Source organism: Bradyrhizobium sp. CCBAU 11434, assembly GCF_028128895.1.
GTDB lineage: Bacteria > Pseudomonadota > Alphaproteobacteria > Rhizobiales > Xanthobacteraceae > Bradyrhizobium > Bradyrhizobium zhengyangense.
Map to the genome: position 1 here is coordinate 182,049 of NZ_LBJX01000004.1, position 25,620 is coordinate 207,668.

23 protein-coding genes and 1 tRNA gene are annotated in these 25,620 nt (G+C 63.4%); 5 read left to right on the top strand and 19 right to left on the bottom strand.

Annotated elements, in window-relative coordinates:
- Positions 1-52: 52 nt before the first annotated feature.
- The 7 genes from XI06_RS06575 to XI06_RS06605 form a co-directional block, all read right to left on the bottom strand.
- Positions 53-418, bottom strand: coding sequence for a hypothetical protein (locus tag XI06_RS06575; RefSeq protein ID WP_237864014.1), 366 nt, complete (start codon positions 416-418; stop codon positions 53-55).
- A gap of 110 nt (positions 419-528) precedes the next feature.
- Complete coding sequence (locus XI06_RS06580) at positions 529-1,686, bottom strand: alpha/beta hydrolase (protein WP_271604860.1); 1,158 nt, start codon at positions 1,684-1,686, stop codon at positions 529-531.
- 87 nt (positions 1,687-1,773) lie between these two features.
- A complete protein-coding gene (locus XI06_RS06585) occupies positions 1,774-2,643 on the bottom strand; it encodes an MBL fold metallo-hydrolase (RefSeq protein ID WP_237870897.1) in 870 nt (289 codons plus the stop codon).
- Between the two features lie 17 nt (positions 2,644-2,660).
- Positions 2,661-3,851 (bottom strand): serine hydrolase domain-containing protein, encoded by a 1,191-nt coding sequence (locus XI06_RS06590; RefSeq protein WP_271604861.1) that lies wholly within the window; start codon positions 3,849-3,851, stop codon positions 2,661-2,663.
- Positions 3,852-3,874: 23 nt separating this feature from the next.
- Positions 3,875-4,486: a glutathione S-transferase family protein gene (locus XI06_RS06595; RefSeq protein ID WP_194464747.1), complete on the bottom strand. Its 612-nt coding sequence runs from the start codon at positions 4,484-4,486 to the stop codon at positions 3,875-3,877.
- A 140-nt stretch (positions 4,487-4,626) separates the two neighbouring features.
- On the bottom strand, positions 4,627-5,469 hold the full coding sequence (locus tag XI06_RS06600) for a fumarylacetoacetate hydrolase family protein (RefSeq protein WP_237864012.1): 843 nt from the start codon (positions 5,467-5,469) through the stop codon (positions 4,627-4,629).
- 126 nt (positions 5,470-5,595) lie between these two features.
- Positions 5,596-6,447, bottom strand: a complete 852-nt coding sequence (locus XI06_RS06605; protein ID WP_271604862.1) for an MBL fold metallo-hydrolase — start codon at positions 6,445-6,447, stop codon at positions 5,596-5,598.
- Between the two features lie 126 nt (positions 6,448-6,573).
- On the opposite strand from XI06_RS06605, the gene XI06_RS06610 reads away from it, so the two are divergent.
- Entirely contained in the window at positions 6,574-7,005 is a 432-nt protein-coding gene (locus XI06_RS06610) for a DUF3775 domain-containing protein (RefSeq protein WP_237864010.1), read from the top strand.
- A gap of 3 nt (positions 7,006-7,008) precedes the next feature.
- Here the strand turns inward: XI06_RS06610 and XI06_RS06615 are convergent, their stop codons facing one another.
- From XI06_RS06615 to XI06_RS06635, 5 genes are all read right to left on the bottom strand, one after another.
- Entirely contained in the window at positions 7,009-7,998 is a 990-nt protein-coding gene (locus XI06_RS06615; RefSeq protein ID WP_271604863.1) for an NADPH:quinone reductase, read from the bottom strand.
- 193 nt (positions 7,999-8,191) lie between these two features.
- Entirely contained in the window at positions 8,192-8,974 is a 783-nt protein-coding gene (locus XI06_RS06620) for an SDR family oxidoreductase (protein ID WP_237864008.1), read from the bottom strand.
- 119 nt (positions 8,975-9,093) lie between these two features.
- Positions 9,094-9,606 (bottom strand): CvpA family protein, encoded by a 513-nt coding sequence (locus XI06_RS06625; protein WP_271604864.1) that lies wholly within the window; start codon positions 9,604-9,606, stop codon positions 9,094-9,096.
- Positions 9,607-9,845: 239 nt separating this feature from the next.
- Positions 9,846-11,438 (bottom strand): GMC family oxidoreductase, encoded by a 1,593-nt coding sequence (locus XI06_RS06630; protein WP_271604865.1) that lies wholly within the window; start codon positions 11,436-11,438, stop codon positions 9,846-9,848.
- Positions 11,439-11,576: 138 nt separating this feature from the next.
- Positions 11,577-13,022 (bottom strand): coniferyl aldehyde dehydrogenase, encoded by a 1,446-nt coding sequence (locus XI06_RS06635; RefSeq protein ID WP_271604866.1) that lies wholly within the window; start codon positions 13,020-13,022, stop codon positions 11,577-11,579.
- A gap of 310 nt (positions 13,023-13,332) precedes the next feature.
- Here XI06_RS06635 and XI06_RS06640 point away from each other — a divergent pair.
- The 3 genes from XI06_RS06640 (at position 13,333) to XI06_RS06650 (ending at position 16,410) form a co-directional block, all read left to right on the top strand.
- A tRNA-Met gene (locus XI06_RS06640) sits at positions 13,333-13,409 on the top strand.
- A gap of 176 nt (positions 13,410-13,585) precedes the next feature.
- Positions 13,586-14,467: a PhzF family phenazine biosynthesis protein gene (locus XI06_RS06645; protein WP_271604867.1), complete on the top strand. Its 882-nt coding sequence runs from the start codon at positions 13,586-13,588 to the stop codon at positions 14,465-14,467.
- A 257-nt stretch (positions 14,468-14,724) separates the two neighbouring features.
- Positions 14,725-16,410 carry a multicopper oxidase family protein gene (locus tag XI06_RS06650; protein ID WP_271604868.1) on the top strand — a complete coding sequence of 562 codons (1,686 nt, stop codon included), beginning with the start codon at positions 14,725-14,727 and terminating at the stop codon, positions 16,408-16,410.
- 93 nt (positions 16,411-16,503) lie between these two features.
- Here XI06_RS06650 and XI06_RS06655 read toward each other — a convergent pair whose 3' ends face one another.
- From XI06_RS06655 to XI06_RS06680, 6 genes are all read right to left on the bottom strand, one after another.
- Positions 16,504-17,199 (bottom strand): DJ-1/PfpI family protein, encoded by a 696-nt coding sequence (locus XI06_RS06655; RefSeq protein WP_271604869.1) that lies wholly within the window; start codon positions 17,197-17,199, stop codon positions 16,504-16,506.
- Position 17,200: 1 nt separating this feature from the next.
- Positions 17,201-18,340, bottom strand: coding sequence for an NAD(P)/FAD-dependent oxidoreductase (locus XI06_RS06660; protein ID WP_271604870.1), 1,140 nt, complete (start codon positions 18,338-18,340; stop codon positions 17,201-17,203).
- 12 nt (positions 18,341-18,352) lie between these two features.
- Positions 18,353-20,368 carry a LodA/GoxA family CTQ-dependent oxidase gene (locus XI06_RS06665; RefSeq protein WP_271604871.1) on the bottom strand — a complete coding sequence of 672 codons (2,016 nt, stop codon included), beginning with the start codon at positions 20,366-20,368 and terminating at the stop codon, positions 18,353-18,355.
- A gap of 7 nt (positions 20,369-20,375) precedes the next feature.
- Positions 20,376-22,391, bottom strand: a complete 2,016-nt coding sequence (locus XI06_RS06670; protein ID WP_271604872.1) for a tyrosinase family protein — start codon at positions 22,389-22,391, stop codon at positions 20,376-20,378.
- A 133-nt stretch (positions 22,392-22,524) separates the two neighbouring features.
- Complete coding sequence (locus tag XI06_RS06675) at positions 22,525-22,845, bottom strand: MoaF-related domain-containing protein (RefSeq protein ID WP_237863999.1); 321 nt, start codon at positions 22,843-22,845, stop codon at positions 22,525-22,527.
- A 232-nt stretch (positions 22,846-23,077) separates the two neighbouring features.
- A complete protein-coding gene (locus XI06_RS06680) occupies positions 23,078-23,671 on the bottom strand; it encodes a DUF1349 domain-containing protein (RefSeq protein WP_271604873.1) in 594 nt (197 codons plus the stop codon).
- Positions 23,672-24,050: 379 nt separating this feature from the next.
- On the opposite strand from XI06_RS06680, the gene XI06_RS06685 reads away from it, so the two are divergent.
- Entirely contained in the window at positions 24,051-24,956 is a 906-nt protein-coding gene (locus tag XI06_RS06685) for an ABC transporter substrate-binding protein (RefSeq protein WP_271604874.1), read from the top strand.
- 283 nt (positions 24,957-25,239) lie between these two features.
- Here the strand turns inward: XI06_RS06685 and XI06_RS06690 are convergent, their stop codons facing one another.
- Positions 25,240-25,551, bottom strand: coding sequence for an ArsR/SmtB family transcription factor (locus XI06_RS06690; RefSeq protein ID WP_271604875.1), 312 nt, complete (start codon positions 25,549-25,551; stop codon positions 25,240-25,242).
- Between the last annotated feature and the right edge of the window lie 69 nt (positions 25,552-25,620).

Genomic DNA, 25,620 nt, shown 5'->3' on the forward strand with positions numbered 1-25,620 from the left:
AAGCAAACAGGACCCGCAGGTCCTGTTCGTCCACTCCCAGGCAGCTGCGACCTCAGTAGTCGCGGCGATAGAAGCTGTGATGATGGTGGTGATGGTGATGGTGGTGATAGTACCGCCGATATCGCGGGACTACCACGACCGGTGCGTCATAGTCGTAGTAGCGACGACGATAGAAGCTGTGGTGATGATGGTGGTGGTGGTGGTGATAAAATTGAGCCACCTGGACATTTTCGCTGGCTTTTGGCGGGGCCGCTTCATCGATCGCTTGCAGCAGGGCGCCGGCGTTTGCGATCGGCTCCAACAGGTCGGCGTATGAGTTCGCCTGCAGGACATCCGTCGGTGCCGGCGCGGCCTGGGCGGTACCGAGCCCTCCGAGCGCGGCCACCGCTCCCAATAGTCCGGCAATCTTCTTGTCCAATGTCGTTCTCCATGGTCGCCGGACCCAGCTCCGGTATCTCGCAACGTCAGACATTGCCGAATGTTCCCTGAACCGCCGATTAACGACTTGTGGCGGGAGGGTGACGTTGCTCAGTTTGCGGAGACTGTGGCGACGCGGCGAAGAAATTGCAGCAGCAATCGGCTCACCTCCGCGGGCTGCTCCTGCTGCACCCAATGGCCGGCGCCGTCGACGAGGTGGCAGCCGAGCAACTTCGTGCACCCACTCGTTTGCATCGCTTCGAACACGCCGGGGCGCTGATACGTGCCCCAATCCTGCTTGCCCGAGATGAAGCAGGAGGGCACGTCGATGCTGCGGCCCGCAAACAGCTGCATCTCGTTGTTGAGCATCCCCGACGTGCCGTAGCGGTACCACTGCAGGCCGCCCTGGAATCCAGTGCGGCCATATTCGGCGCTGTAGAAAGCGAGATCGCTATCCGGCAGCCATTGGTTGGCGGCGATCGCGGCGCGCGACGGCATCTCCTTCGCGACCGTCTCGGGCATGGTCTCGCCGAGGTCCATCACGTAATAGGTCGGCAGCTTTGCGAGCTCGCTCGCCGACCATGACTTGAGCGGATACGGCTTGTTGTCGGTCCAGTCCGCGCTCTTGTGATGATAATAGGCGCGCAGGAAACCGTGCACGCCTTGTGGCGCATGCAGCATGTCGGCATTGGCCGGACGCGTCGCGTAATACCATTGATAGTGGATGCGCGGGCGCGGCAGAGCGGCGAGCTCGCGATGCACGGGGTCTTCGACCGGAGGCATCGCCGGTGCATCGGCTGTGCCCAACGGCAGCGGCGGCGCTCCGCCGAAGGGCGCACTCATCAACGTCACCGAGCGAAACACGTCGGGTCGTATCAATGCGCACCATGCCGCAACAGGGCTGCCGAAATCATGTCCGGCGAGATCGACCTGCCTGTACCCGAACGCCGACACGAGTGCGAGCGCGTCGCGCACGAGGTTCAGAAGCGAGAATGGCGTGAGATCGTCGTCATAATCCGCACTCCATCCGGCGGTGCGGCCATAGCCGCGCTGGTCAGGCGCGATGACGTGATAGCCCGCTGCCGCCAGCGTCGGCATCACCTTGCGCCAGGAGAAGGCGAGTTCGGGAAAGCCGTGCAGCAGCAGGATGCAGGGCCGGCCTTTGGTCTCGAAGCCGGCCTCCAGCACATGCATGCGCAGGCCGTTGATGCCGTCGACGTATCGCGAGCGGATGCCGGCGGCGAGGGGGATGTCGGGAAGTGCACTCATTGCCTTCTCCACGCGGGTGGAATCGTAGATTCGTAGGGTGGGCACGGCACGGTGCGCCTTTGCCCACCCTACGGCATCTCGGCTAAATCACACCGCCGTACACACGAACGCATTGCCCTTGCGCTTGATCTTCCCCACCGATGGGGAGGGGAAATGCGCGGTGCAACACAGCGTGTCGGTGTCGCAATAGCGCTCGAGGAAGCTGCGGCGCGTCGTGGCCGCCTTGGCCGGATCGACATCGAACTTGATCGACAGCTCCGGATAAAGCGTTTGCAGCGGCGAGTGCATGAGATCGCCTGAAAATACCGCGTCGTCTTTGCCGCGTCCCATTGCGATGGCGACGTGGCCGGGCGTATGGCCCGGCGTCGGCACGATGCGGACATGATCGCCGATCTGGTGGTCGTTGCTGATCAGCTCGTGCCTGGAGGCCTCGACCACGGGCAGCACGCTGTCGGCGAAGGGCGGGATCTCGGTCTTGGCATTCTCCGCGAACCAGTGATCGTATTCCTGCTTGGCGAAGAGGTAGCGCGCCCTGGGGAAAGTCGGTACCCAGCGGCCATTCTCCAGCCGCGTATTCCAGCCGACGTGGTCGACATGCAGATGCGTGCACATCACGAAGTCGATGTCATCGACCGAGACGCCTGCGGCATTGAGTGCGCGCATGTACGTGTCGTCGGTCTTCATGTTCCATTTCGGGCGATTGGGTCGCGGCTTGTCGTTGCCGATGCAGCTGTCGATCAAGATGGTGTGGTGCGGCGTCTTCACCACATAGGACTGGAAGCACAGCATCAGCACGTCTTGATCGTCCAGCGCCTTGGCCTGCCGCATCCACGCCCGGTTCTCGGCCAGCACCTCAGGCGTCAGGCCCGGCAACATCTCCAGGGCCGGGACGAACGACGTCTCCTGCTCGATGATACGCTGGATGGTGAGGTCGCCGATCGTATATTTCAGGCTCATGCTCGCTTCCCTCGTGATCAGTGCCATTCGCGCACGGATGGAATGACGATATTGGTGAGGATGTCGATCGCAGCCAGGCCTTCTTTGGGCTGGCCGTATTGCGCCGTCGTCGTCATCATGACGAGATCAAGCTCGGGCACGATGAAGATGCGTTGTCCGCCCCAGCCGAAGGCGGCAACCCATTTGATCTCCTTGACGCCGGCCAGCGAGCGGCCCATCCACCATTGATAGCCGTAGAACAACGTGCCGCCGAAATAGCCGACCGCCTGGAAGCGCGGCGTGATCGATTGCGCGATCCAGTCGGCCGAGACGATTTGCCGGCCGTTCCACTGACCGCGATTGAGCACGAGCTGGCCGATCTTGGCCGCATCGCGCGGTCGCAAGCGCAGGCCTGCAGCCGCCGCGATCTTGCCGTTCTTGTAGGGCTTCCACTCGACGTCGGTGATGCCGAGCGGCTGGAACAGCACTTCGCGTGCAAATGCCTCCAGCGATTGTTTCGAGACGCGCTCGATGATGTTGCCGAGCAGCTCAGTGCCGCCGCCGTTATAGGTCCATAGTACATCAGGCGGCGCGGCGATCGGCTTTGCGAGCACGTAGCCGATCGGATCGGCTTCAGAGACGAGATGCGGCTCGTCGTTTTTCGGATCGGTCCAGTCCCGCGCCTCGTCCCATTGGATGCCTGATGACATCGTCAGCAGATGCCGCAGCGTGACGGCGTCCCATCCCGGCTGCTTCACCGCTGCGGCGTCGGGGAAGAATTTTAGTACGGACTCATCGACGCCTGCGATAAGTTTGCGGTCGATTGCTATTCCGATGAGCAGCGAGGTCACGCTCTTGGTTGCCGAGCGCATGTCGTGCTTCGTCGTTGCGGTGAATTCGTACTGGCCGTGGGGCTGTCCCCAAGGCTCGTCGTAGCCGGGAAAATATTGCTCGAAGACGAGCCTGCCATGCCTGACGACCACGACCGAATGGAGCGCGGTTGCCCTCAGCGCAAGCCGCGCGGCGATGGTGCAAAGCTTTGCGGCGTCCATGCCGACGTTGTCGGGCGAGGCGATCTCCCAGCCATCGTCGATCGCTGCAGGCGATCCGCAGGCCCGGTCGGTTTGTCCATGCGGTATGCCCTCGGCCCGCAAATCGATGGCCGAGACGGACAGCGCGAGCACGAGGCTCGCACCGAGCATTGTGAGGCGGGAGAATCGATCGCGCATCGTCATTCTCCCGGAATGACCCGCTACGCCGCCGGCGGGACCGAGATCTTCACCGAGGGACGCTCCAGCATCTTCTGGTGGAAGGCGTCGAGCTTCGGATAGGCCTTGCGCCAGCCGCAATCAGCGAAGCGGAAATCGGCATAGCCGAGCACGCAAACAAGGCCGATCTGCGAGATGTCGAACGGGCCGTTCAGTACCTCAGGCATGTTCTCGAAGCGCGCCATGCCGGTCCAGGCCCGGTTCCAATGGTCGTCCGACCACGCCTGCCATTGCAGGCCCTGCGGCCGCACCATCTTCTCGTAGCGGCACAGCAGCATGGAATCGAGCATGCCGTTGATCAGCGAGTGGTTGGTCTTGGCCTTCCAGCGCCGCGGACCGTAATCCGGGATCAGGCTGCCGCCGGCCATCTCGTTGAGATATTCGACGATGACGTAGGAATCCAAAATCACGTCGCCATCATCAGTGATCAGCACCGGCAGCTTCTTCAGCGGTGTGATCTTCGAATAGTCCTCATTGACCGTGCCCGGCGCGACGGTCGCCGGCGTGAACTCGATCTTGTCGATCAGCCCGAGCTCGATCGCGGCGATGCGCACCTTGCGGGCAAAGGGCGAGGCGGCGGAGAAGGAGAGTTTCATGGTGAATGTCCTACGGGGTAGCCGGCAGTTGGTTTTGGTCATTGCGAGGAGCGAAGCGACGAAGCAATCCAGGCTGCCTCCGTAGGACCATCTCTGGATTGCTTCGCTTCGCTCGCAATGACGGGGAGAGGGCGGAGCCCTTACGCCGCCACGATCTCCTGGCGCTGCTCGCCGAGGCCTTCGATGCCGAGCGTGATGACGTCGCCGACATTGAGGAAGGTCGGCGGCTTCATGCCGAGGCCGACGCCGGGCGGGGTGCCCGTGGTGATGATGTCGCCCGGCAGCAGCGTCATGAACTGCGAGACATAGGAGACGCACTTGGCCATCGAGAAGATCATGGTCTTGGTCGAGCCGGTCTGGCGGCGCTGGCCGTTGACGTCGAGCCACATCGACAGGTTCTGCACGTCCTTGATCTCGTCCTTGGTGGCGAGCCAGGGGCCGACCGGGCCGAACGTGTCGTGCGACTTGCCCTTGGTCCACTGACCCAGGCGCTCGGTCTGGAAGTTGCGCTCGGAGACGTCGTTGCAGACGCAATAGCCGGCGACGTAGTTCAGCGCGTCGGCTTCCGAGACGTACTTGGCGCGGGTGCCGATGATGGCGGCGATCTCGACCTCCCAGTCGAGCTTGGTCGAGCCGCGCGGCTTCTCGACGTTGTCGTTCGGGCCTGACAGCGAGGTGTTGGCCTTCATGAAGATGATCGGCTCGGTCGGGATCGCGGCGCCGGTCTCCTTGGCGTGGTCGCTGTAATTGAGGCCGATCGCGACGAATTTCGAGATGCCGGTGACCGGCGCGCCGAAGCGTGGCTTGCCGGACACCGCGGGCAGCGAGGCCGGGTCGATCGCAGCGAGCTTCTTCAGAGATTCCGGCGAGTAGGCCTCGCCGGTGAGGTCCTTCAGATGCGCCGACAGGTCGCGCAATTGGCCGGATTTGTCGATCAGGCCGGGCTTCTCCGCACCCTTTTCGCCGTAACGAACAAGCTTCATTCTGGTTTCTCCCTTGGGATGGACTGATCGGTTAAATAGCTTCATGGAACAGGGCGGCGGGAAATTCAACCGCCGAAAAGGGGTGCATTGCAGCCCTTCATTCGCGGGGTGGCCGCCCTACGACCGCTAGGATTGCAGCGCCTCAAACCTGAACGCATCGCCCTCCCGCCGGATATGCCCGGCCGAGAAATGGCCGCCAATCACCAGCGTCGGGGTATCGGCAAAGCGCGAGAACACCTTGTGCCGGCTTGCCGCGGATTGGGCGATGTCGGTATCGACGACAGAGCACCAGTCGAGATGGGCCATCTGGCAGGGATGATGGGCGACGTCGCCGCTAAGCAGCGCCTGCTCGCCGCCGGATTCGATCAGGACGCTCATATGCCCGGGGCTGTGGCCTGGGGTCGGGATCACGCTGATCTCCTCGCAGAGCCGGTGGTCGCTCGGGATCGTTTCGACCTTGCCCGCATCGACGACCGGCTTCACGGAATCGTTGAACACCGCGACCTTGTCCGGCTCGGCCGTGTAGTCACGCCAATAGTCGTATTCGGTCTTGCCGAACAAATAGCGCGCATTGGGGAAGGTTGGCACCCATTTGCCATCGACCAGCTTCGTATTCCAGCCGACGTGATCGACATGCAGATGCGTGCACAACACGGTGTCGATGCTCTCAGGGGGAAAGCCCGCGGCTGTCATCATTTCCAGAAACGGCGTGTCGCGGTTATTCCAGACCGGGACGCCGCGGCCCTGCTTGTCGTTGCCGAGGCCTGTATCGACCACGATCCGGCGCGTCGGCGTCTCCACCACCAGCGAATGGATCGACATTTTCAGCCGGCCTTCCTCGGTGGCGAAATGCGGGATCAGCCAGGGCAGCTTCCGGATCTCATCATTGGTCGCGGCCGGCAGGATGAAGCGGGTCGAGCCGACCGTCTCCATTTCGACGACCTTGGCGATTTTGACCTGGCCGACCTTCCACTGCATCGGGCGTGCCCCTATTTTCTTTGTTTGGCGTCAAAAGATGCACACTTTCCGCCGCCAAGCGCAATGGATCATCTGTCGCGATGTTGCGTTATGTGAGGAACCCGTCGAGAGCCAAAGGGGGAGCCCATGCCAGAGCTTGCGATTTCCGCCGACAAGGTCGCTTTCATCATCGAGAAGGCGCGCGAATTCGACGTCAAGGAATCCGGGTCCGATCCGGATTCGGGCTCCAATCCGTCCGATGACGACGAGATCGACGTGCTCGAGGACAACAATTCCGATCCGGTCGCAGCCGAGCTCGCCGGCTTCATCCGCGCGCTGAACGAGGACGAGCAGCTCGACCTGGTCACGCTGATGTGGCTCGGCCGTGGTGACGGCGATGTCGACGAGTGGGACGATCTGCGCGCCCGCGCGGTCGAGGCGCGCAGCGAGTACAAGTCGCCGAGGCGCAAGACGGTGCAATATCTGCTGGGCGAACCGATGCTCGGCGATCTCCTCGCCGACGGCATGGACGAGCTCGGCATCGACTGGTCCGACGAGCGGACCACGCCGGTGGGGTAACTCCTATTTGGCGCAGTCGACGATCACGGTGCCGAGCTTGTCGCCCTTCTCGACGGCGAGATGGGCCTGCGCCGTATCCGACAGCGCGAATTGCGCCGCGATCGTGTGAAGCCGCGGCACCACCGCCAGCCATTTCGAGATGTCGGCCTGCGCCGCGGCGAGCAGCGCCGGCGGCAGGGCGAACAGCACCAGCGCGCGCAGATTGATGCACTTCTCCATCAGTTCGCGCATCGGCACCACAGGCGCGCGATTACCGTTGGTGGCGTAGACAGCAATGGTCGAATTCAGCGCCATCAGCTTCAGCGTCGTCGCGATATTGCCGCCGAAATCGACATCGACGACATGATCGACACCGCGTCCGCCAGTAAACGCCATCGCTTTCGCCACGACGTCCTCGTCTTTGTAATTGACCACGAGATCAGCGCCCGCGCGCCGCGCCTGCTCGCCCTTCATCGCCGAGCTGACGGTCGCAATCACCTGCGCGCCGCCCCATTTTGCCAATTGCACCGCATAGTGCCCGACCGCGCCGGCGCCGCCGGTGACGAGAACCGTCTTGCCGACAACAGGCCCGTCCGCAAACAACGAGCACCACGCCGTCATTGCGGGGATGCCGAGCGTGGCGCCTTCCGCAAAGGAAAGATGGTCCGGCAGCGGCGTCACCAGCTGCTCGGCGAGCGCGATATATTCGGCCGCAGTACCGAAGGCGCGGCCGTTGCGCTGGCCGTTGAACAGCCAGACGCGGTCGCCGGGCTTGAACCTAGTCACGCCGTCGCCGACCTGATCGATCAAACCCGCGCCATCACTGTTCGGGATGACGCGCGGATATTCCATCGCGCGATAAGAGCCGCCGCGCCGGCCGACATCGGCCGGATTGACGCCGGAGGCCTCCAGGCGAATGCGAACTTCGCCGGGACCTGCGACCGGCGTCGCCATCTCACCATAGGTGAGAACGTCGACGGCCGGCCCTGTTTGCTCGTACCAGACCGCTCTCATCCGGATTGCTTTCCGAGTTGAAGTTTTGGGCCAGCAGGCGCGGCATCAAAAATCCACCTCTCCCTTGGGAGAGGTCGGCGCGCAGCGCCGGGTGAGGGGTTACGCTCTCGCGTGTCGCAGCACCCCCTCACCCGATTTGCTGACGCAAATCGACCTCTCCCCGCTGGGGAGAGGTGAAGAGCCACCATCGCCCTCACAGCGTGCCCGGGAAGGCACCGCCGTCGAGCAGGATGTTCTGGCCGGTGATGAAGCCCGCCTTGGCGCCGCAGAGGAAGGCGCAGGCATAGCCGAACTCGTCCGGCTGGCCGAAGCGGCCGGCGGGATTGAGCTTGGCGCGCTCGGACAGGATCGCTTCCGGCGTCGTGCCGCGCTTGTCGGCCTCGGCCTTGGCGGTGCCGGTCAGACGATCCGTCTCGAACGGGCCCGGCAACAGGCCGTTGATGGTGACGTTGTTGATCACGGTCTTGCGCGACAGGCCGGCGATGAAGCCGGTGAGGCCGGCGCGCGCGCCGTTGGAGAGGCCGAGGATGTCGATCGGCGCCTTCACCGCGGCCGAGGTGATGTTGACGATGCGGCCGAACTTGCGCGCCATCATGCCGTCCACGGTCGCCTTGATCAGCTCGATCGGCGTGAGCATGTTGGCGTCGATCGCCTTGATCCAGTCGTCGCGGGTCCAGTTGCGGAAATCGCCGGGCGGCGGACCGCCGGCATTGTTGATGAGGATATCAGGCTCGGGGCAGGCCTTCAGCACGGCTTCGCGCCCCGCAGGCGTCGTGATGTCGCCGACGATCTCGGTGACCTTCACGGAAGGATAGGTCTTCCGGATTTCGTCGGCCGTCTTCTTCAGCGCCTCGGCGCCGCGCGCGGTCAGCGTGACGTCGACGCCGGCTTCGGCCAGCGAGAAGGCGCAAGCGCGCCCCAGGCCCTTGCTGGATGCGCAGACGATGGCGCGGCGACCTTTGATCCCAAGATCCACAGTTTCACTCCCGAAAATAGCAGGCAGGTTTTTGAACGGGCGGCACTCTAGCCAACATCGGCGCCGCTGATAAGGGACGTGCCCGCGTCAAAATGCATGGCGGCCCGAGTTGCGATGCACTAGATGCGCCGCTCTTGCTTGAGGCGGTCGATCGCCTCGGCGGCCTCCGGCGGCAGCGACTTGAAGCCCATCTGGCCGACCAGCGAGAACAGCGGCCGCAGATGCGAGCCGGCGAGGAAGGGCGGCTGGTGGTTGGCCGGCACGATCTGGTCGAACACCAGCACAAGCGTGGTGGCAACGAGCCCGACCCTGATGGCGCCAAGCGCGGCGCCGCCGAGGCGGTCGCCGATCCCGGCGTCACGGATCGTGTCGCTCAGCGCGAGGCGGCCGATATAGCCGAACAGCATGCCGACGACGATGAAGATGCCGAAGAACCAGATCCAGTTCTGAACCAGCGGCGCGTTCGGATTGCCGGCGACCTGCGGCACGATCAGCGGCATCAGCGCCACCGCAATGGGAGCCGCGAGGAGATAGGCGAGGATGGTCATGGCGCTGCCGAGCAGGCCGGTCCTGAAGCCGAAGCCGATGGCAATTGCGAGCGCCGCATAGACCGCGAGATCGAAACTGTTCATGAGCGAAACCCTGCCAATGGAACGAATGAACGTCGCACCGATCGTTCCGGTTTCAGATCGCTAAAATCGTCTGCATTTTTTGTGGCTCCGTGGCTGAAATACTGCACCCACTCCATGACTATTCAACGTCAGTAAAGAAAATATCCGCGCAGGCGCGAGCTCTCGTGGAGTTGAACACCGCCGTCATTCCGGATCTGCGCTTCGCTTGTCCGGGACGACAGCGGAGTTTGCGGAGAGCTCTACCGCACCTCCGCCCGGATCATATCCGCGGCCTTCTCCCCGATCATGATGACAGGCGCATTGGTGTTGCCGCCGATCAGCGTCGGCATGATCGAGGCATCGACGATGCGCAAACCGTCCACGCCATGCACCTTCAGCTTCGAATCGACCACGGCCATCGCGTCCGTGCCCATCTTGCAGGTGCCGACAGGGTGATAGACGGTGTCGACGCGATTGCGCAGAACGTTGCGGATGTCGTCGTCGGTGCGCACATCGGATGTGAACATATCCTTCTTCTGCAACGCGCGCAGCGCAGGCGTCTCCATCAGCCGCCGTGTGGTCTTGAAGCCCGCGACCATCGACTCGAGATCCTCCGCCTCGCCCAGAAAATTCGGATCGATCATCGGTGCAGCGAGTGGGTCGGCGCTTCTGAGCCACACGCTGCCGCGGCTCTTCGGCCTGAGCAGGCAGACGTGGCATGAGAAGCCAGCCTCCTTGTGCTTCTTGCGGCCGTGATCGTCGAGCATCGCGATGACGAAGTGGAGCTGGATGTCAGGCACGTCGAGATCGGGGCGCGTCTTCAGGAAGCCGCCGCACTCGGCGAAATTGGTGGTCATCAGGCCGCGTCTCTCCCGGCGGTATTGCTGGATGCCGCGAAGCAGGGATGGCAACCGGCCAAGCGAGGCGTGAACGAAGTGCGGATAGTCGGAGGCATAGACGAACACGAAATCCGGATGGTCCTGCAGATTTCGCCCGACGCCCGGCAGGTGATGCGTGACGCTGATACCGTGCTTGCCCAGCGCCTCGCCGTCGCCGATGCCCGACAGCATCAGCAATTGCGGCGACTGGAACGCGCCGGAGGCGAGGATGACCTCGCGGCGTGCGCGCAGCTGCTTCTTTTGCTTACCCTGTACATATTCGACGCCGACCGCGCGCCCACCTTCGAACAGGATTTTGGTGGCATGCGCCCCCGTCTCGACGCGCAGATTGGTGCGCTTGTCCAGATGGGGATTCACATAGGCCCGCGCCGCGCTCCAGCGCTCGCCCTTGTGCTGCGTCACCTGATAGCTGCCGAGGCCTTCGTGATCCTCTGCGTTGAAGTCCTCGCGGATGCGGAACTGCGCCTCGCGCGCGGCCTGATGGAAGATCTCATGGATCGGATTGTCCGAGCGCAGCCTGTTGACATGCAGCGGGCCGCCCTTGCCATGATATTCGCCGTCGAAATCGCTGTTGTTTTCCGAGCGCTTGAAATAGGGCAGCACGTCTGCATACGACCAGCCGACATTGCCGAGCGAGGCCCAGTGGTCGTAGTCCCATTTGTGGCCGCGGATATAGACCATGGCATTGATCGCCGAGGAGCCGCCAAGGCCCTTGCCGCGCGGTTGATAGCCGATGCGGCCGTTCAAGCCCTTCTGGGGCACGGTATCGAAGGCCCAGTTGGCCGCGCTGTATGGCAATGCGAGCCCGAACGGCGTGGTGATGCGCCATGTGTCGTTGCGCCCGCCGGCATCGAGCAGCGCTACAGATGTCGCCGCATCCTCCGACAGCCGCCCCGCCGCCGCGCATCCGCCCGAGCCCGCGCCCACGACGATGAAATCGAATGTGTCAGTCACTTGTGTTTCCCCCTGCATTTTCTTCTCGTCATTCCGGGGCGCGACGAAGTCGCGAACCCGGAAGCCATTGCGCCACCCGTGACGCGGTTGGATGGATTTCGGGCTCGCCTCTTCGAGGCGCCCCGGAATGACCGCGAGCTACGACATGAACCGCATCATCTTCTCCAGCCGCGCGATCTTGCCGCCATAGGGCGGATAGAGATCGGCGAGGCGGTTGAACTTGGAGCGATAGAACACCGGCTTCAGCTTGCTGAATGTGCGAAAACCCCACTCGCCGTGATAGGCGCCGGTGCCGGATGCGCCGACGCCGCCCATCGGCTGGTTAGTCTGCGCGAAGTGAAACAGGCAATCGTTGATGGTGACGCCGCCCGAGACAGTGCGCGCCAGCACCTGGTCTCGCGCCTCGCCGTCCTTGCCGAACCAGTACAGCGCGAGCGGCCGGTCGCGGCGGTTGATGAAGGTGATGGCGTCGGCCGGCTCGTGCGTGCCCAGCACCGGCAGCACGGGTCCAAAGATCTCCTCCCGCATCACCGCCATGTCTTCAGTTGCGCCAAGGATCAGCGTCGGCGGAAATTTGCGGTGCGCCTTCCAGTTGGGATCATCGGCCCTAGCGGGTTGCAGGATCTTTGCGCCGCGCTGGGCCGCCTCCGCGACCAGCCCTTCGAGCCGTGCATAGTGGCGGTCGGAAATGATCGAGGTGTAGTCCTTGTTGGCGGGGTCGGTGCCGAACATGCGCCGCATCGCGGCGCGCACCTTCTCGGCGAACGCCTGCAACGTGGACTCGGGCACCAGCACATAGTCGGGCGCGATGCAGGTCTGACCGGCATTGAGCAGCTTGCCATAGGCGATGCGCTCGGCCGCTTCGTCGAGATCGGCTGACGCATCGATGATCGCGGGCGACTTGCCGCCGAGCTCGAGCGTGACAGGCGTGAGATTGCGCCCCGCGGCTTCCGTGACCAGCCGCCCGACCCGGGTCGAACCGGTGAAGACGAGATGATCGAACGGAAGGTGAGCAAAGCCCTTTGCGACGTCGTCCTCGACACCGGTGACGAGCAACTCGGTGGCGTCGAACCTCTCCGCGACCATCTCCTTCAATAGCGCGGAGAAGTGCGGCACCAGTTCGCTCGGCTTGATGATGATTCGGTTGCCGGCCGCGATCGCGCCGATCGCGGGGGCTAGCGTAAGCTGCAGCGGATAATTCCAGGGCGCGACGATGCCGACGACGCCGAGCGGCTGCGGCATCAGCCGGTTGCGCGCGGGCAGGAATTGCAGCGCGGTTGCCACGCGCTGCGGCGCCATCCAGCCCTTCAGATGTTTTGTGGCGTGCCGGATCTCAGAGAACACCAGCATCGCCTCGGCGATGGTGGTCTCGACCGTCGAGCGATGGCCGAAATCGGCGGAGATGGCCTGCCGGAAGCGCTCCTCATGATCAGCCACCACGGCGCGCAACCGCGCCAGCCGATCGAGCCGCTCGGCGCAATCAGCCGGCGGCTCCGCCCGCGAGCGTGCAAACATGGCCTCGAAACTGACCGTCAGCGCGACCAGCGCGGCGCTCGCCTCGGGGCGGTCCACAATGTTATCCATGGCGCTCCTCCCTATCTGGCGCTTCGCGGCTGTTTTGTTGCCGCAAGCTGGCGGTTTGTGGAACTTCTGGCAAGTGTGCGGCAAATCGGCCGGAATTCGCACCCGTCAGCTGTCATAAAGTCGAAAAAAACGTCCCCACAGCCCTTTCCAAAGACAGTCCGGGTTGGTACATACCCCGCGCACCCAACGGGCTTGGCCCCCGGGTTGCCTTCCAGGGAAGCCTTCGGGACGGGAGAAGCAAGCCACGCGAGCAGCGTTGGCCCTCAATCCACCGTCCCCGGCATTTTTACGAAGGCGCGCAACGGTTTAACGCGGGGTGGAGCAGCCCGGTAGCTCGTCAGGCTCATAACCTGAAGGTCATAGGTTCAAATCCTATCCCCGCAACCAAATTCGGAATGACCGGTTCCGATACGAAAATGGCCCGCTTGATGCGGGCCATTTTTGTTTTGGGGCTTGCGCAGCGGCCCTAATCGAGCAAATCGGCTTTCTGATGGAGCAGCGATAGCCATACCATCGCTGTCGTCTCCGCCGTCGTGCCTTCTGTCCACGAACAGAGTTATCCGATGACCGACGTCGAGCTTGTCAACGTCTTCACCCACTTGGGGCAGGGCGGCAATCCATGTCCTGTTGTCGTCGATGCATTGAAGCTTTCCGCTGCGGAGATGCAGTCGGTGGCTCAGCAATTTGGGCATGAGTCGGGCTTCGTTCTGCCGTCACCGAGACTCGACGCTGACTACGTCTTCCGGTTCTGGGTTCCTCGGCACGAGATGGAGATGTGCGGTCATGCGACGATCGGCGCGCTCTGGGCTCTCGCGATCAAAGGTCGCTTGCCCGGTAAACAGGTCCGCATCGAGACGCGCAGCGGAACGGTGACGGGCTATGTCGATCATGCTGATTCAGCTGACCCGTCCGTCGAAATCAGCCAGCCTGTCGGCAAGGTCGTCGATCTCTCGCGTGCGGACGAGGAAGATGTTCTGTCGACGCTCAAGCTGTCGCGCCGCGATCTGCTCGACCTGCCCATTCAGAACGCCGTCACCTCGCGCGTGAAGACGCTGATCCCGGTCAAGGGCGTCCGCGAACTCAACGCAATGGTGCCGAACCCGTCGGCGATCGAGGCATGCTGCGAGCGGATCGGATCGACCGGCCTCTACCCCTACGCCATCGATCACCAGGGCGAACGACGTTTCGAAGCACGGCAGTTTCCGAAATCGTCGGGCTACCCGGAAGATGCGGCCACCGGCATTGCCGCCGCGGCGCTTTCGTTCGGACTGCTCAAGAACGAACTGATCGAACCCAACAGCGCGCGGATCACCATCATGCAGGGACGCGCGATGGGAGCGTTGTCCGAGATCCGGGTGCGCCTCGGCTTCGCCGGCGAGAGGCCCGTTGGTTGCCTGCTGGGCGGCTCCATCACGCGCGCGGAGCCGCGCGTGCTGCGGCTTTAGCAGATTGATTTTGAATTGCCGCCATTGGCATCGGTGCATTCGCGACGGTTCACCGCGCGAACCTGACCGCTTGCGCGCCGTTCGGCCGCATTGCGGCTCGGATTGACGATCCGTCTTGGCAGTGTAGCAAAACTCCTTTAGATTGTACATTGATACTGCACACGTTGAAGTGATTTCCACCCTCGTGCTGCGCCGGATCACGGTTGTGACGGCGTGCAGGAGCCATCATCTCGGGATTGTCAGATCGGGAGTGAGCCATGTCGCATCACCGGACGATTCAGACCCTAGCTCTCGCAGTGGCCATCGCCGCGGCCGGCGCCGGCGCAGCAAAGGCCGAGCGCGCCGGTTGCGAGTACAAGGACATCGACGTGGCACGTTATGGCGAAAAGCCGTTCCACAATCCGCCTGAGATCGTGTCTTCGAACGGCGCGCTGAAGGCCGGGCTCGACGTCGAGTACACCGACCCGACCAAGGTCAGCATCGGTGGATGCGGCGTCACGCTGCGGACTTATGGCGGGCAACTCGCGGGGCCGACGCTGCGTGCCAAGCCGGGCGACGTGCTCAACATCCTGTTGTCGAACAAGCTCCCGGTCGAAACGCCCGACCAGGTCAATCAGCAATTCGAGCAGGAACGGTCGAACGCGCATCTGAGCGTGGTGCCTGCCTCGTTCAACACCACGAACCTGCACACCCACGGCCTGCATGTCTCGCCGGTCGGCAACAGCGACAACGTCTTGCTCGCGCTGTTGCCGCAGACGCAGTTCCCGTACGAGATCCGGGTGCCCGCGAACCATCCGCCCGGCTCGTTCTGGTATCACGCCCACACCCATGGCTCGACCTCGATCCAGGTCGGCAGCGGCATGGCCGGCGCGCTCATCCTGGATGACGATCCGGCGAAAATTCCGCCCGCGTTGCGCGAAGCCAACAAGGGCGAGAAGGTCATGCTGTTCCAGACCATCCTCTACAACACCAATGGCGAACTGAACCAGATCTCCGCGCTGTTTCCTGATCCCTCACCCTGTCCGACGCCCAACCCCGGCACCTGGACCTGCAGCAAGCGGCAGATCACCATCAACGGCCAGATTCGTCCTGTCATCACGATGCGGCCCGGCGAGGTGCAGCGCTGGCGCATGATCGACACCGGCTTCCGCGCCTCGCTCGCGATCCGGCTGGAAGGTCATCCGTTGCATGAGATCGCGCTCGATGGTCTCTATCTCGGCCGCGTCGATACCTGGCCCGCGGGGCAGACGATCGAGCTCCAGCCCGGCTACCGCAGCGACGTTCTGGTGCAGGCCAGCAAGACACCAGGCCGCTACCAGTTGATCAACGGGGCGCTGACCGCCGCGCAGTCGTTGCGCGCCGTGGCCCAGCCCGAGGAGGTGTTGGCGATCGTCGACGTGCAGGGCGATCCCGTCGATATGGCGCTGCCGACCAGCGCCGAGATGGCCCCGCTCGCGCCGTTCCCGAACCTCGACCTGAAGGCGAAGGCGGTCGGCGTGCAGCAGGTCGTGTTCAAGCTCGGCCAGGATGTCCCTGGTAGTCGCAACTACTTCCAGATCAATTACGAGGCCTTCGATCCCAACCACAGCCGCAAGGTGGTGCTGAACACCGTCGACCAATGGTCGCTCTCGACCGTCGGCGATCCCGCCGCGAACAACGGCATTCCGGCGTTGCCCCACGTCTTCCACATCCACGTCAATCCGTTCCAGTTCGAACGGCAGGGACCGTCGGGCCCGGAGACGGTGTGGAAGGATACCGTGCTGATCCCGCCAGGGAAGCAGATCAACGTTTACACCCAGTACACCGACTATATCGGCGCCTTCGTCCTGCACTGTCACATCCTGGATCACGAAGATCTCGGCATGATGGAGGTCGTCGAAGTCGTCAGCCCGGAAGGTACCGCGCCGCTGCGGGCGATGGCCGGCGGCGGACATCACCACTGACGCGACTTGACTGCCGCAAATGGGCGCGGACTACGTTCGCGCCCATTTGCATGGAGGCGATTCATCTGGTGCGAGGCGCCGTCGCGCCCGGACTTACGTGGACGCCTGCTGCGGATAGAAGATCGGCGTCTGCGGATCGCGGTGCCAGTCATATTCCGCGGCCATGGCGGCATTCTCGGCGACGGCGCGGCCGGCGAGCCGCGAGACCAGATAGAAGCCCATGTCGGTGCCGGCGGACACGCCGGCGCTGGTGACATATTTCCCGGCGTCGACCCAGCGTGACACGCTGTCCCACAGCACCTTGGGACCAAACTGCGCCACCCAGCTGAAGGCGAAATGGTTGGTTGCGGCCGGCTTTCCATCGAGCAGCCCGGCGCGCGCCAGCACCGCGGCGCCGGTGCAGACCGACGTCATGATGGGGACGCGGGCATCCATCTGATGGACCCATGCCAGCAACGCCTTGACCTCTTTCGGATGCTTCTTTTCGTCCAGCAGCGGCCGCGTTCCTCCGCCGCCCGGGATCATCAGGAGATCGAGCCGCTCCTCGAGCGCGCGCGCGAAATCCCAGTCGGGCGCGACCGAAGGTCCGTTGCTGCTTTTGACGTTCTTGCCGTCGCGGCTGATCAGCTTGATCTCGAAGGGATAGGCGGGCGGCGCCTCATAGGATGTGCCGAGGAAGCGCGAAATCGAGAACGCCTCGACGAATCCCCAGACGTCGATCGGCTCGAATCCATTGAACACGACGATCCCGATCCGCTGGGTGCGGGGGAAGACCTTGTTGCCTGCCATCCTAAGGTTCTCCTGCAAAATGCACGGCCGGTTCGCGATCGAACGGCTCGGCCGCATGCCGGCGCTGCCAGAACGCGGATCCGCTCCAGCGCCGCTCCATGCGATAGACGGTGCGCCTGTCGCGCCGGTAATGGCGGTACTCGGCTTCGATCAGCCTGCGATATTTCGCGCCGCCGCCATCGACGCCTCTGATCGCATCGAGCAGGACGAATGCGCCGAGCTTGCCGGTGCGCAGCGCCTTCATGATGCCGGCCGACGACAGCGGATCCCAGCTCGAGGCCGCATCGCCCACCGCGACCCAGTTGCGCCCGCTCACGTGATCGAGGCAATGCGAGCGCGCCGGCCAGGTGAAGATGCGCTCTGCGCTATTGGCCGTGGCTGCGCGCGCCGCCGTCAGCGGCGCCGCGCGCAATTGCGCGAGCCAGGGTCCGAGCCGTGCGCTGGAATGATGGTGGACGATGTCGCTGTCGCTCATCCAGGCCAGCACCATCAGGCCATCAGGGAGTGCAGTCGAATACCACCATCCGTTCTCGCAGGCCTCGACCAGCGTAGCGTGATCGCGGATCGCACCATCGCGAAGGCGCACCAATGCGGCAACGCCCACCAGGCGATCGGCAAAACGTCTGCGGCTGCCCTGGCTCGTCGCGAACTGCGCCGATCGTCCGGTGGCATCAGCGACGAAGCGCGCGCCGATCTCGACGCGCCGTCCCTGGCAGTCGAGGGAAAGCTGCCATCCCGCAGCTTCCGCGACGGCGGACAGGAAGCGCGCGCCGCGCCAGACCTCGATGCCGGCAGCCTCGGCAGCGGCGCGTAAGGCTTCGTCGAAGCTGGTACGGTCGAGGTGCCAGGCACTGCCGCGCGTCGAAAACATGAAGTCATGGGCATGAGGGCGGTCGCTTCCCCAGGCGGCCTGGGAGCGGACGCCCTCGATCGCTCCATCGCGCAGGATGTGGTCCCGGCAGCCCAGTCCGTTCAGGAGTTGCACAGCGCCCGGCGCGAGCGTTTCCCCGATCCGCCAGTCCGTCGCGATGGCGGCCTCGGCGATCAGGATTTTCAGGTCAGATGCGTGACGCTTCAGCTCCAGTCCCAGGGCCGTTCCGGCAGGGCCTCCGCCGAGGATGACCACATCGTGATGCGACATATTAGCGTCGCCTCACGATTTGGGTTGGTCCGGCGGCGTGGGCGCGAACGTATATTGCCCGTCGCTCTGGATGATGAAGCGCAACGACGCCCATGCCGTGGTCATGGCGAGATCGCCGGCGTTGTTCTGCGCCGTCGGCGACCATGGCGCACCGTTGAAAATGAAGGGGCGGTGGACCGGCCACCAATAGGTCAGCTGAAAGGCCTGCGCGGCAGGGTCGCCGACGCTGTCGAGCTCGAGATTGTTCCAGTCGCGATAGGTGACGTCGACCGGCTGGTTGGTGCATTCGTTGAAATCGGACTGCCACGGCAGCGCGCTGTATTTGGTGATGTCGCCTGGCTCGAGCCCGTTGCTGAGCTCTGCTCCGCCCGGCAAGGAAAGCTCGCCTTGCGACGGCGGTGCCGGCTTGATGCGGTAGGCCGCGGAATAGATCGCAGGATTGCGCATGATCCAGCCCGCCTCGGCGCCCGGACAGAACGCTCCGCCGAGGGCTGAGGCCAGCGCGCCGCGGTCCAGCGCAGCGCCAGGTCCCGGATGCATCAGGCCGGGTTTGATGTCTTCGGCGTCCTCGTTGATGAAGAGCCCGTCGGCCCATTGCTTGAGCAGGAACAGCATGGTCTCGGTCAGGCGCAGGAATTTCGACGGCGCCGTGTTCGAGAGCGCATTGTCGCCGCACAGCAGCGGCATCGCGAACAGCTTGCCGCCCGGGATGCCTGGGCCTGCCGGTGCGAACAGTTCGTTTTCCTGTCCGGGCTTGCGCAACACCGCATACAGCAGCTGGCGCATCTGATGGCGGCGGCGGCGATCCGCCTCGGGCTCGTCAGGATAGGGCGGCACCGACAGATCGGTGAAATCGAAATTGCCGCCGGGGGCCGTGTTGTGCGGGTTGCCGCCGGTCAATGCATCGGCGTCCATGAAATTCTGCGCATCGAGCGGGCGCAGCAGGATCGGCAGGATGTCGCGACCGAAATACGGGCGGAAGTCGGCGTTCCATTGCGCCTGTGCGCGCCAGATGCGCAGGCCCGCCTCGTCCTTCGGAACCACGGCCGATCCCGTGTAAGGCGGGATACCGTAGAGGTAGGGCACGTAACCGAAATGCCGCACGGCGATGTCGAACAGCAGGTCATCCATAGTGACGACGTCGACGGCCTGCGGCACGTAGCGCGGATAACCGACGATGACCCAGGCCGGATCAATCGCGGCCGGCGCGAGAACCGGCTTGCCCAGCGGTTTGACAGGGCGTTTGTCGATGGCGACCACGGTGCCGATGAAGCGCGCGTTGACCGGGCCATCGGAGATGTCGTCGAACCAGCCGTCGTTGTTGGCGTATTCCTCGATCTTGGGATTGCCGAAACCGTCCAGCATTGTCCCCGAATTGCCGAAGCCGCCCAGCACCAGAAGCCGGTTCTTGTTCGCCATCTGGGTGCATCTGAGCTCGCCCAAGGCCGCGATCGAGTTCGGCACCAGGTCGGGCGGAAAGCTGGTCGGCCCGGGACTGTTCTTGTCGAAGATCGCCTGCTGCGACCCCATGAAGCTCACGGTGCGCGGGCCGGGATCGATGATGAGGCGCTGGCGCTCCTCGCTGTTGGTGATGTCGGCGTTGCGCAGCGGATGGTCGGACGCATAGCCGTGCTCGCCGTCGGTCTCCGCGAACGCGTACCAGCTCGCCTTCTTGTTGGCGAGATAGGCCGTCCACTGGATGTCGTCGATCCGCAAGGTCAGCAGCTGGCCGTTCCGGCGATTGACGATGTCGACCTGGTCGCCGATGGCGGCCTCGCGGCCATCAGGTGATTTGTCGTCGTAGATGAAGACGCGAAAGCGCGCCGCCTGGCGCAGGATCCTGCCCTTGTCGTCATTGAAATATTTGACGCTCTCCTCTTCGCCCTTCTTGTTCAGGATCGGATTGCCCTGATCGTCGCATTTGATCGGCAAATGTCCGCCCTTGTCGGGGGAGATGCAGAACTTGTCCGGCGAGTTGCCGAGCCGCGCAATGCCGATCGCGGGATGAATGCGAAAGCTTGTTGCCATGACGGGCCTATTGTCTCGATCTCGAGAACCGATCGAAGAAGTTGAGTGAAACGGCGTCGATCTTCAGGGCATCGGTCGCCGGCGTTCCGTCGGTGTTGAGGACGACGAGGTTGACGCTGAACGAGGTCGCGCCGTCAGCCTTCAGCCGCTTCACCGCCTCGGTGGCGTCGATGCGGAAATTGCCGGGGGTCTTGTGCGGTCGCGGCCGCAAATCGAAGCGCGCGGTGCGCGGTTCCGGAACGTCGCAATGGCCGGGGCCGCCGACGCAGACGCCGGTGAACATGCTGACCATCCCGACATAGTTGGGATTGCCGCGCGTCGGCGTCTCGACGGTCGCGCCCGGCGTGTTGAGGAAGGCGCGGATGTGAAAACCGGGACGCGTGACGTATTGCACCGCGTGCAGGCGGATCTCCGCGTGACTATGGTCGGCGACGACCTTGGGATGGACAGGCGCCGCGGCGGACTGGAAGCGCTGCAGCGGCACCGCGCTGTTGGTCACGAACATGTTCGCGGCCATCATGTATTCGTAGCCGAGCCGCGAAATGCTGGCGGTGTCAGCGACGGTGAAGTTCCACGGCGGCAGCACGTCGCCGGGATCGTCGGGTCCGCCGCTGGGATTGCGACGCTGCCATTCCGCCCACAGCCGGTCGCAATTGCTGTGATGCCCCCAGAAGATCGGATCGAACGCGGTGGTGCCGGGATCCTGCATGTCGCCGTATGGCTGTTCGCTAGGCACGATGCTCGAAAACGGGTTCTTGCCGCCCGAGAAATTGTGAATCAGGTTGTGGATGGTCTCCAGCGCGCCGAAGAACTGGTTGCCGCGGCTGCCGCTGGCGAAATCAAAGAAGCTTTCGATCTCGAGGATGCGCTCGACGTCGTCGGGCGTCGGATAGGCCTCGAAGATCAGGTCGGCGTTGCCGCCGGGCCAACGCTTCCAGTCGAACAGCGGATTGATGTCGCCCAGAACCGACTTGATCGCCTCGTCGCTCTCGGGCGCCGCGCCGTAGCTGATCTTCGCAGCGGCGAACAAGCGCGCGCCGGAATTGAAGTCCTTGCCGATGATGCCGCGCAAGGCCGCCAGCACCTCCGCCGAGACCTTGCCGCCGTCGGTCAGCTTGCGCAGTCCGTCCTCGTCGATCCAGCAGCGATAGGCGGCGGGGACGATGCCATTGTCGTTTGCGACCTTGCCCATGTCCTCGAGCGAGGCCTTGACGTTGGCGCTGTCGGCCGCCCAGTCCCAATAGGGCAGGGTCACGGTCGGATCGATGTCCTGGAGCTGCTTTTCGAAGCCGTACAGATAGGCGCGATGCCAGGTCAGAAATTGTTCCCAGCCGTGCTGGCACTGGTTGGCGTGGATGCGGGCCCAATAGGCAAAGCTTCGCTCGTCCTGCGGATAGGCATCGAGCGACTTCATCTGGGCGATCGCGGCCCGCAGGCGCCGCAGCTCCTCGTCGGACAGATAGGCCACGTTCTTGCGCGCGCGCACGCCGCCGGAATCGTGCGCGAGCTGGTTGGTGGGGCCCGTGAACAGGGCGTGCGGAGCGTCTCCCGTCACCAGCGCGCGCGTGACGGCCGAGGCCTGTGCCGCGCCGGCATGAAGTTTGTCTTCGTCAGGTCCGGGACAGCCGTCGGTGATCCAGTGCGCAATGAACGCAATGTCGGCTTCGCTGACGCGCTTGCCGCCCCAGGGAAGCGGCGGAAATTGCGTGCCGTCGAACGGATACTGGCCGCGCAGGCCCTTGATCAGTCCGGCGTTGTCGCCATTGCCGGGCGAGGCTGCGGCTGCATGCTCGTCGCAGCTTCCATGACAGCAGGATGATGGCTTGGCAGCCGGCGGCGAGCCGTCTCCGCCGCGCATCATGGGGATGCCATAGAGCTCGAAGGCTCTCAGTTCCGGCAGCGGCAGTGTCCAGAAGCGCGGATGCGACATGTAGCTTGCCGTCGAGGCGCCGGCAGCCGCGTCCATGATGGCCCGAAACCGGTCGTAGCGCGAGGGCGGCGTGGCTTCGCTCAAATCCGGCATGCCTTGTTCTCCTGGCGAGATGCCACGGTCGCTTGGCTGTCACGCGCGACACGCATTGCGATCTCGATTGCACGCACTCATCGCATTCAGCTCCGGTCGGTGTGAACCGGCCGGTCGTTGCAGCGCAGTCGGCTCACGCCACCTTCTTGAAGGTGCCGTGAAATTGATCGAAGGTGAGGTCGGGTGGACTCGTGATGTTGGTCACGATCGTGTGTCTCGCGTAATCCTCGATGTGCACGACCGTCGTCTTGTCGGACTCCTGCCATGTCACCAGGAAGATATGCTCCGTGATCGGCTCGACCTTGATGGTCACCGTTTCGGAGCCGACGATTTTTCCGTTGGCATCAACGTTGTAATAGGTGAGCGAGGTGTCGGAGGTGAATTCCAGCTCGACACGGAAGGCGACGAAATCCACCAGGTATCTGTGACCGACGGCCGGGAAAGCGCGCGACATGGGCACCTCCTGTTGTCGAAACAATTAAATAAACTGCGGCAGACGAGCGTCAAAACCCTCGCCATTGCTTCTTCAAATGTGCAATTTAAGGTAGCGCTGTTTCAGCGTGCCGTCAATGAACACCTGACGTCTTGCCGAGGATCGAAACTGCGACGGCTTGTTGCTCCGACAATCTTCACGGATCTGTTCTGATCGTCACGGCGGCCATCGCCACGGGCCGCCACGCTGGACGCTAGCTCAGATCGTGCAGATCCTTGCCGAGCGGCGGCCTCAGGGAAAATCCGCTGAACCTGGCCGGCAATCCCTCTCGTTCCGGTGTGCAAGCCATTGGTCCGACGAGGTAGGATCGCGCCGCGGTGAACGGCGCCAGTCGGACGAGGGGCCAGGCCTTGCCGTCAGCTGACGCCTGCAATCGCAGAACGCCGTCGGCGACGGTGACACGCATCCAGAAGTCGCCGGCATCGTGCTCGTAGGGCGCGGTTGCCCAATCCGACTGCCCAATGGTCAAGACGCTCGAGAGCATCGCGCGCCCGTCCGAAAACTCGATTCCGGCTTTGACCCAGTGCTCCGCATCGATACGCACCATGATGCCGGCTTGATCGTAGAGTTCCCGAAAATTGCTCTGGATTCGCAGCTCGGCGGTAAACGCCTCCGCGGTCGGAAATCCCAGAAAATGTCCGCTGTCGCGGCAAAACCCATAGTGCGTTTTCTGCCAGAAATCGGTGGCCTTGTCGGTGACGAGCTCGAGACTGTCGCCCTGCGCGGTCCACCGTTCCGGTTCATTCAGCCAGACACCATCATGTCTTGCGAAGATGGCAGCGTTCATGTCGAACCTCGACGAAAATTGCCGACACCGCCTGATGTCGAGCTGGTGCGGCAAGACAGCCGCAAGACGAACGGAGAGCGCGAATGCGCGATGACGCACCCCGGCTCTCCAGGACGCACTTTAGTGACGCATTTCAGTGTGGCCAAATCAGAGCAGCCCGTTCTTCTTCGGGATATCGGGTGATCGCTGGACGCTCCGGTTGCTTCCAGTGGGTAAGTAAGTATCGTTCAACCCTGTGTTATCTGTAGTCATTGCACCCACAGTTCGATTAGAGATTAGCTGGTGAAACGGGATGAGACGGCGAGATTTTCTTCGCGTTATGGGCATGGCGGCGGCATGGCCGCCAGCGGCGCTGGCCCAACAGGATGCATCCCGTCACATGCCCACCGTGGGCTTCATGGGCTTTGCCACAGCGGAGGCTGACGCGCCGGCCCTGCAGCATTTTCGCAAGGGCTTGAGTGATCTTGGCTATGTCGAAGGGCGCACGATCTACATCGATGCACGCTCGGCCAACGGCGACGTGGCGCGCGGGCTCGCGATCATTGACGAATTCGCGGCCAAGCCGGTCGATGTCCTGTTGTCGCCGGGGCCTGCTGCAGCGCGCGCTGCCGTGCGCAAGACCAAAATCCCTGTTGTCGCCGTGGCGCTGCCTGCGGTGCAGAGTGATCCGGAATTGTTCCAGAGCCTTGCGCGTCCCGGCGGCACCCTGACCGGCTTCGCAGCTTTCGGCGAAGAGATGTCGTCCAAGCGGATCCAGATGCTGAGGGAGATCTTGCCCGAGCTGAAGACGCTGGGCGTGATGAACAACGCAACCGATCCCACATTCAGCGCCTGGGGCGCGCAAACAATGCTGGAAGCACGGTCTGCCGGCATGGAGCCAATGCGTCTCGGCCTCACGGCAGCTTCTCCAGCAGCCGCGTCTGAGCAGATCAAAGTGTTGGCGGATGCGGGCGGTGCCGCAATGGTGGTGATCCGCGATTACATGACGTCGGCGATGCGAGACGAAATTTGCCATGCTGGCATCGAGAGGAAGATTGCTGTCGTCGGCGAACAAGCCGAGTTCGCTCGCGCCGGCGCACTGCTCAGCTATGGCGCCGACATCGGCGACCTCTTCCGCCGTGCGGCTGGCTATGTCGATTTGATCCTGAAAGGACGAAAGCCGGCAGAAATGCCGATCCAGCTGCCGACCAAATTCGAGTTGGTGGTGAACCTCAAGACGGCCCGCGTCTTGGGGTTGACGATCCCGCCCTCAATACTCGTGCTGACGGACGATGTCATTGAGTGATGCAGCCGGCCCTCGGCTGTAGCGAGCTCGTAGGTGGGTTGAGCTTTGCGAAACCCATCGCCTGGCGGGCGGAGCCAGCACCATGCAATCGGTGGCACGATCTAATCAAGAGAAACGAAGCTTGATGGGTTTCGCTTCGCTCAGCCCATCCCACGCGCTACTGCGCCTCCGCATTCAGCGCGAATGCTCTTAGAGCCTGATCCGGAAAAGTGTGAAGCGGGTTTCCGAAAAGATCAAACGAAGAGCTAAAGCGCGATGACGATTCAACCCAATCTCATCGCTCTCAGTCCGGAAAGCTCAGGATCATCTTGAGCAGCTTCGGAAATCGCGCGTTGATGTCTTCCTCGCGCAGGACGTTGCGGTGCTGGACGCCCTGCTTTGACGTCCGGACCAGACCGGCCTCCCGCAGAATGCGAAAATGGTTCGACAGGGTCGATTTCGCCATATCGGGGCAAGGCGCCGCCTCGGTGCACGACATGCAATCCTTCTGCGCGGCCAGACTCTTGACGATACGCAGCCGCATGGGATCCGCGAGCGCGCCAAGCACCCCCGCCAGTGTGATCTCCTCCCGCGCCGGGTGAGCGAACTGCGCCATGCCCAAAAATATAGCACGTCCCTTGAATGAGTTCAATAGTTCATTAATATTGAACTATTGAATGTCGGC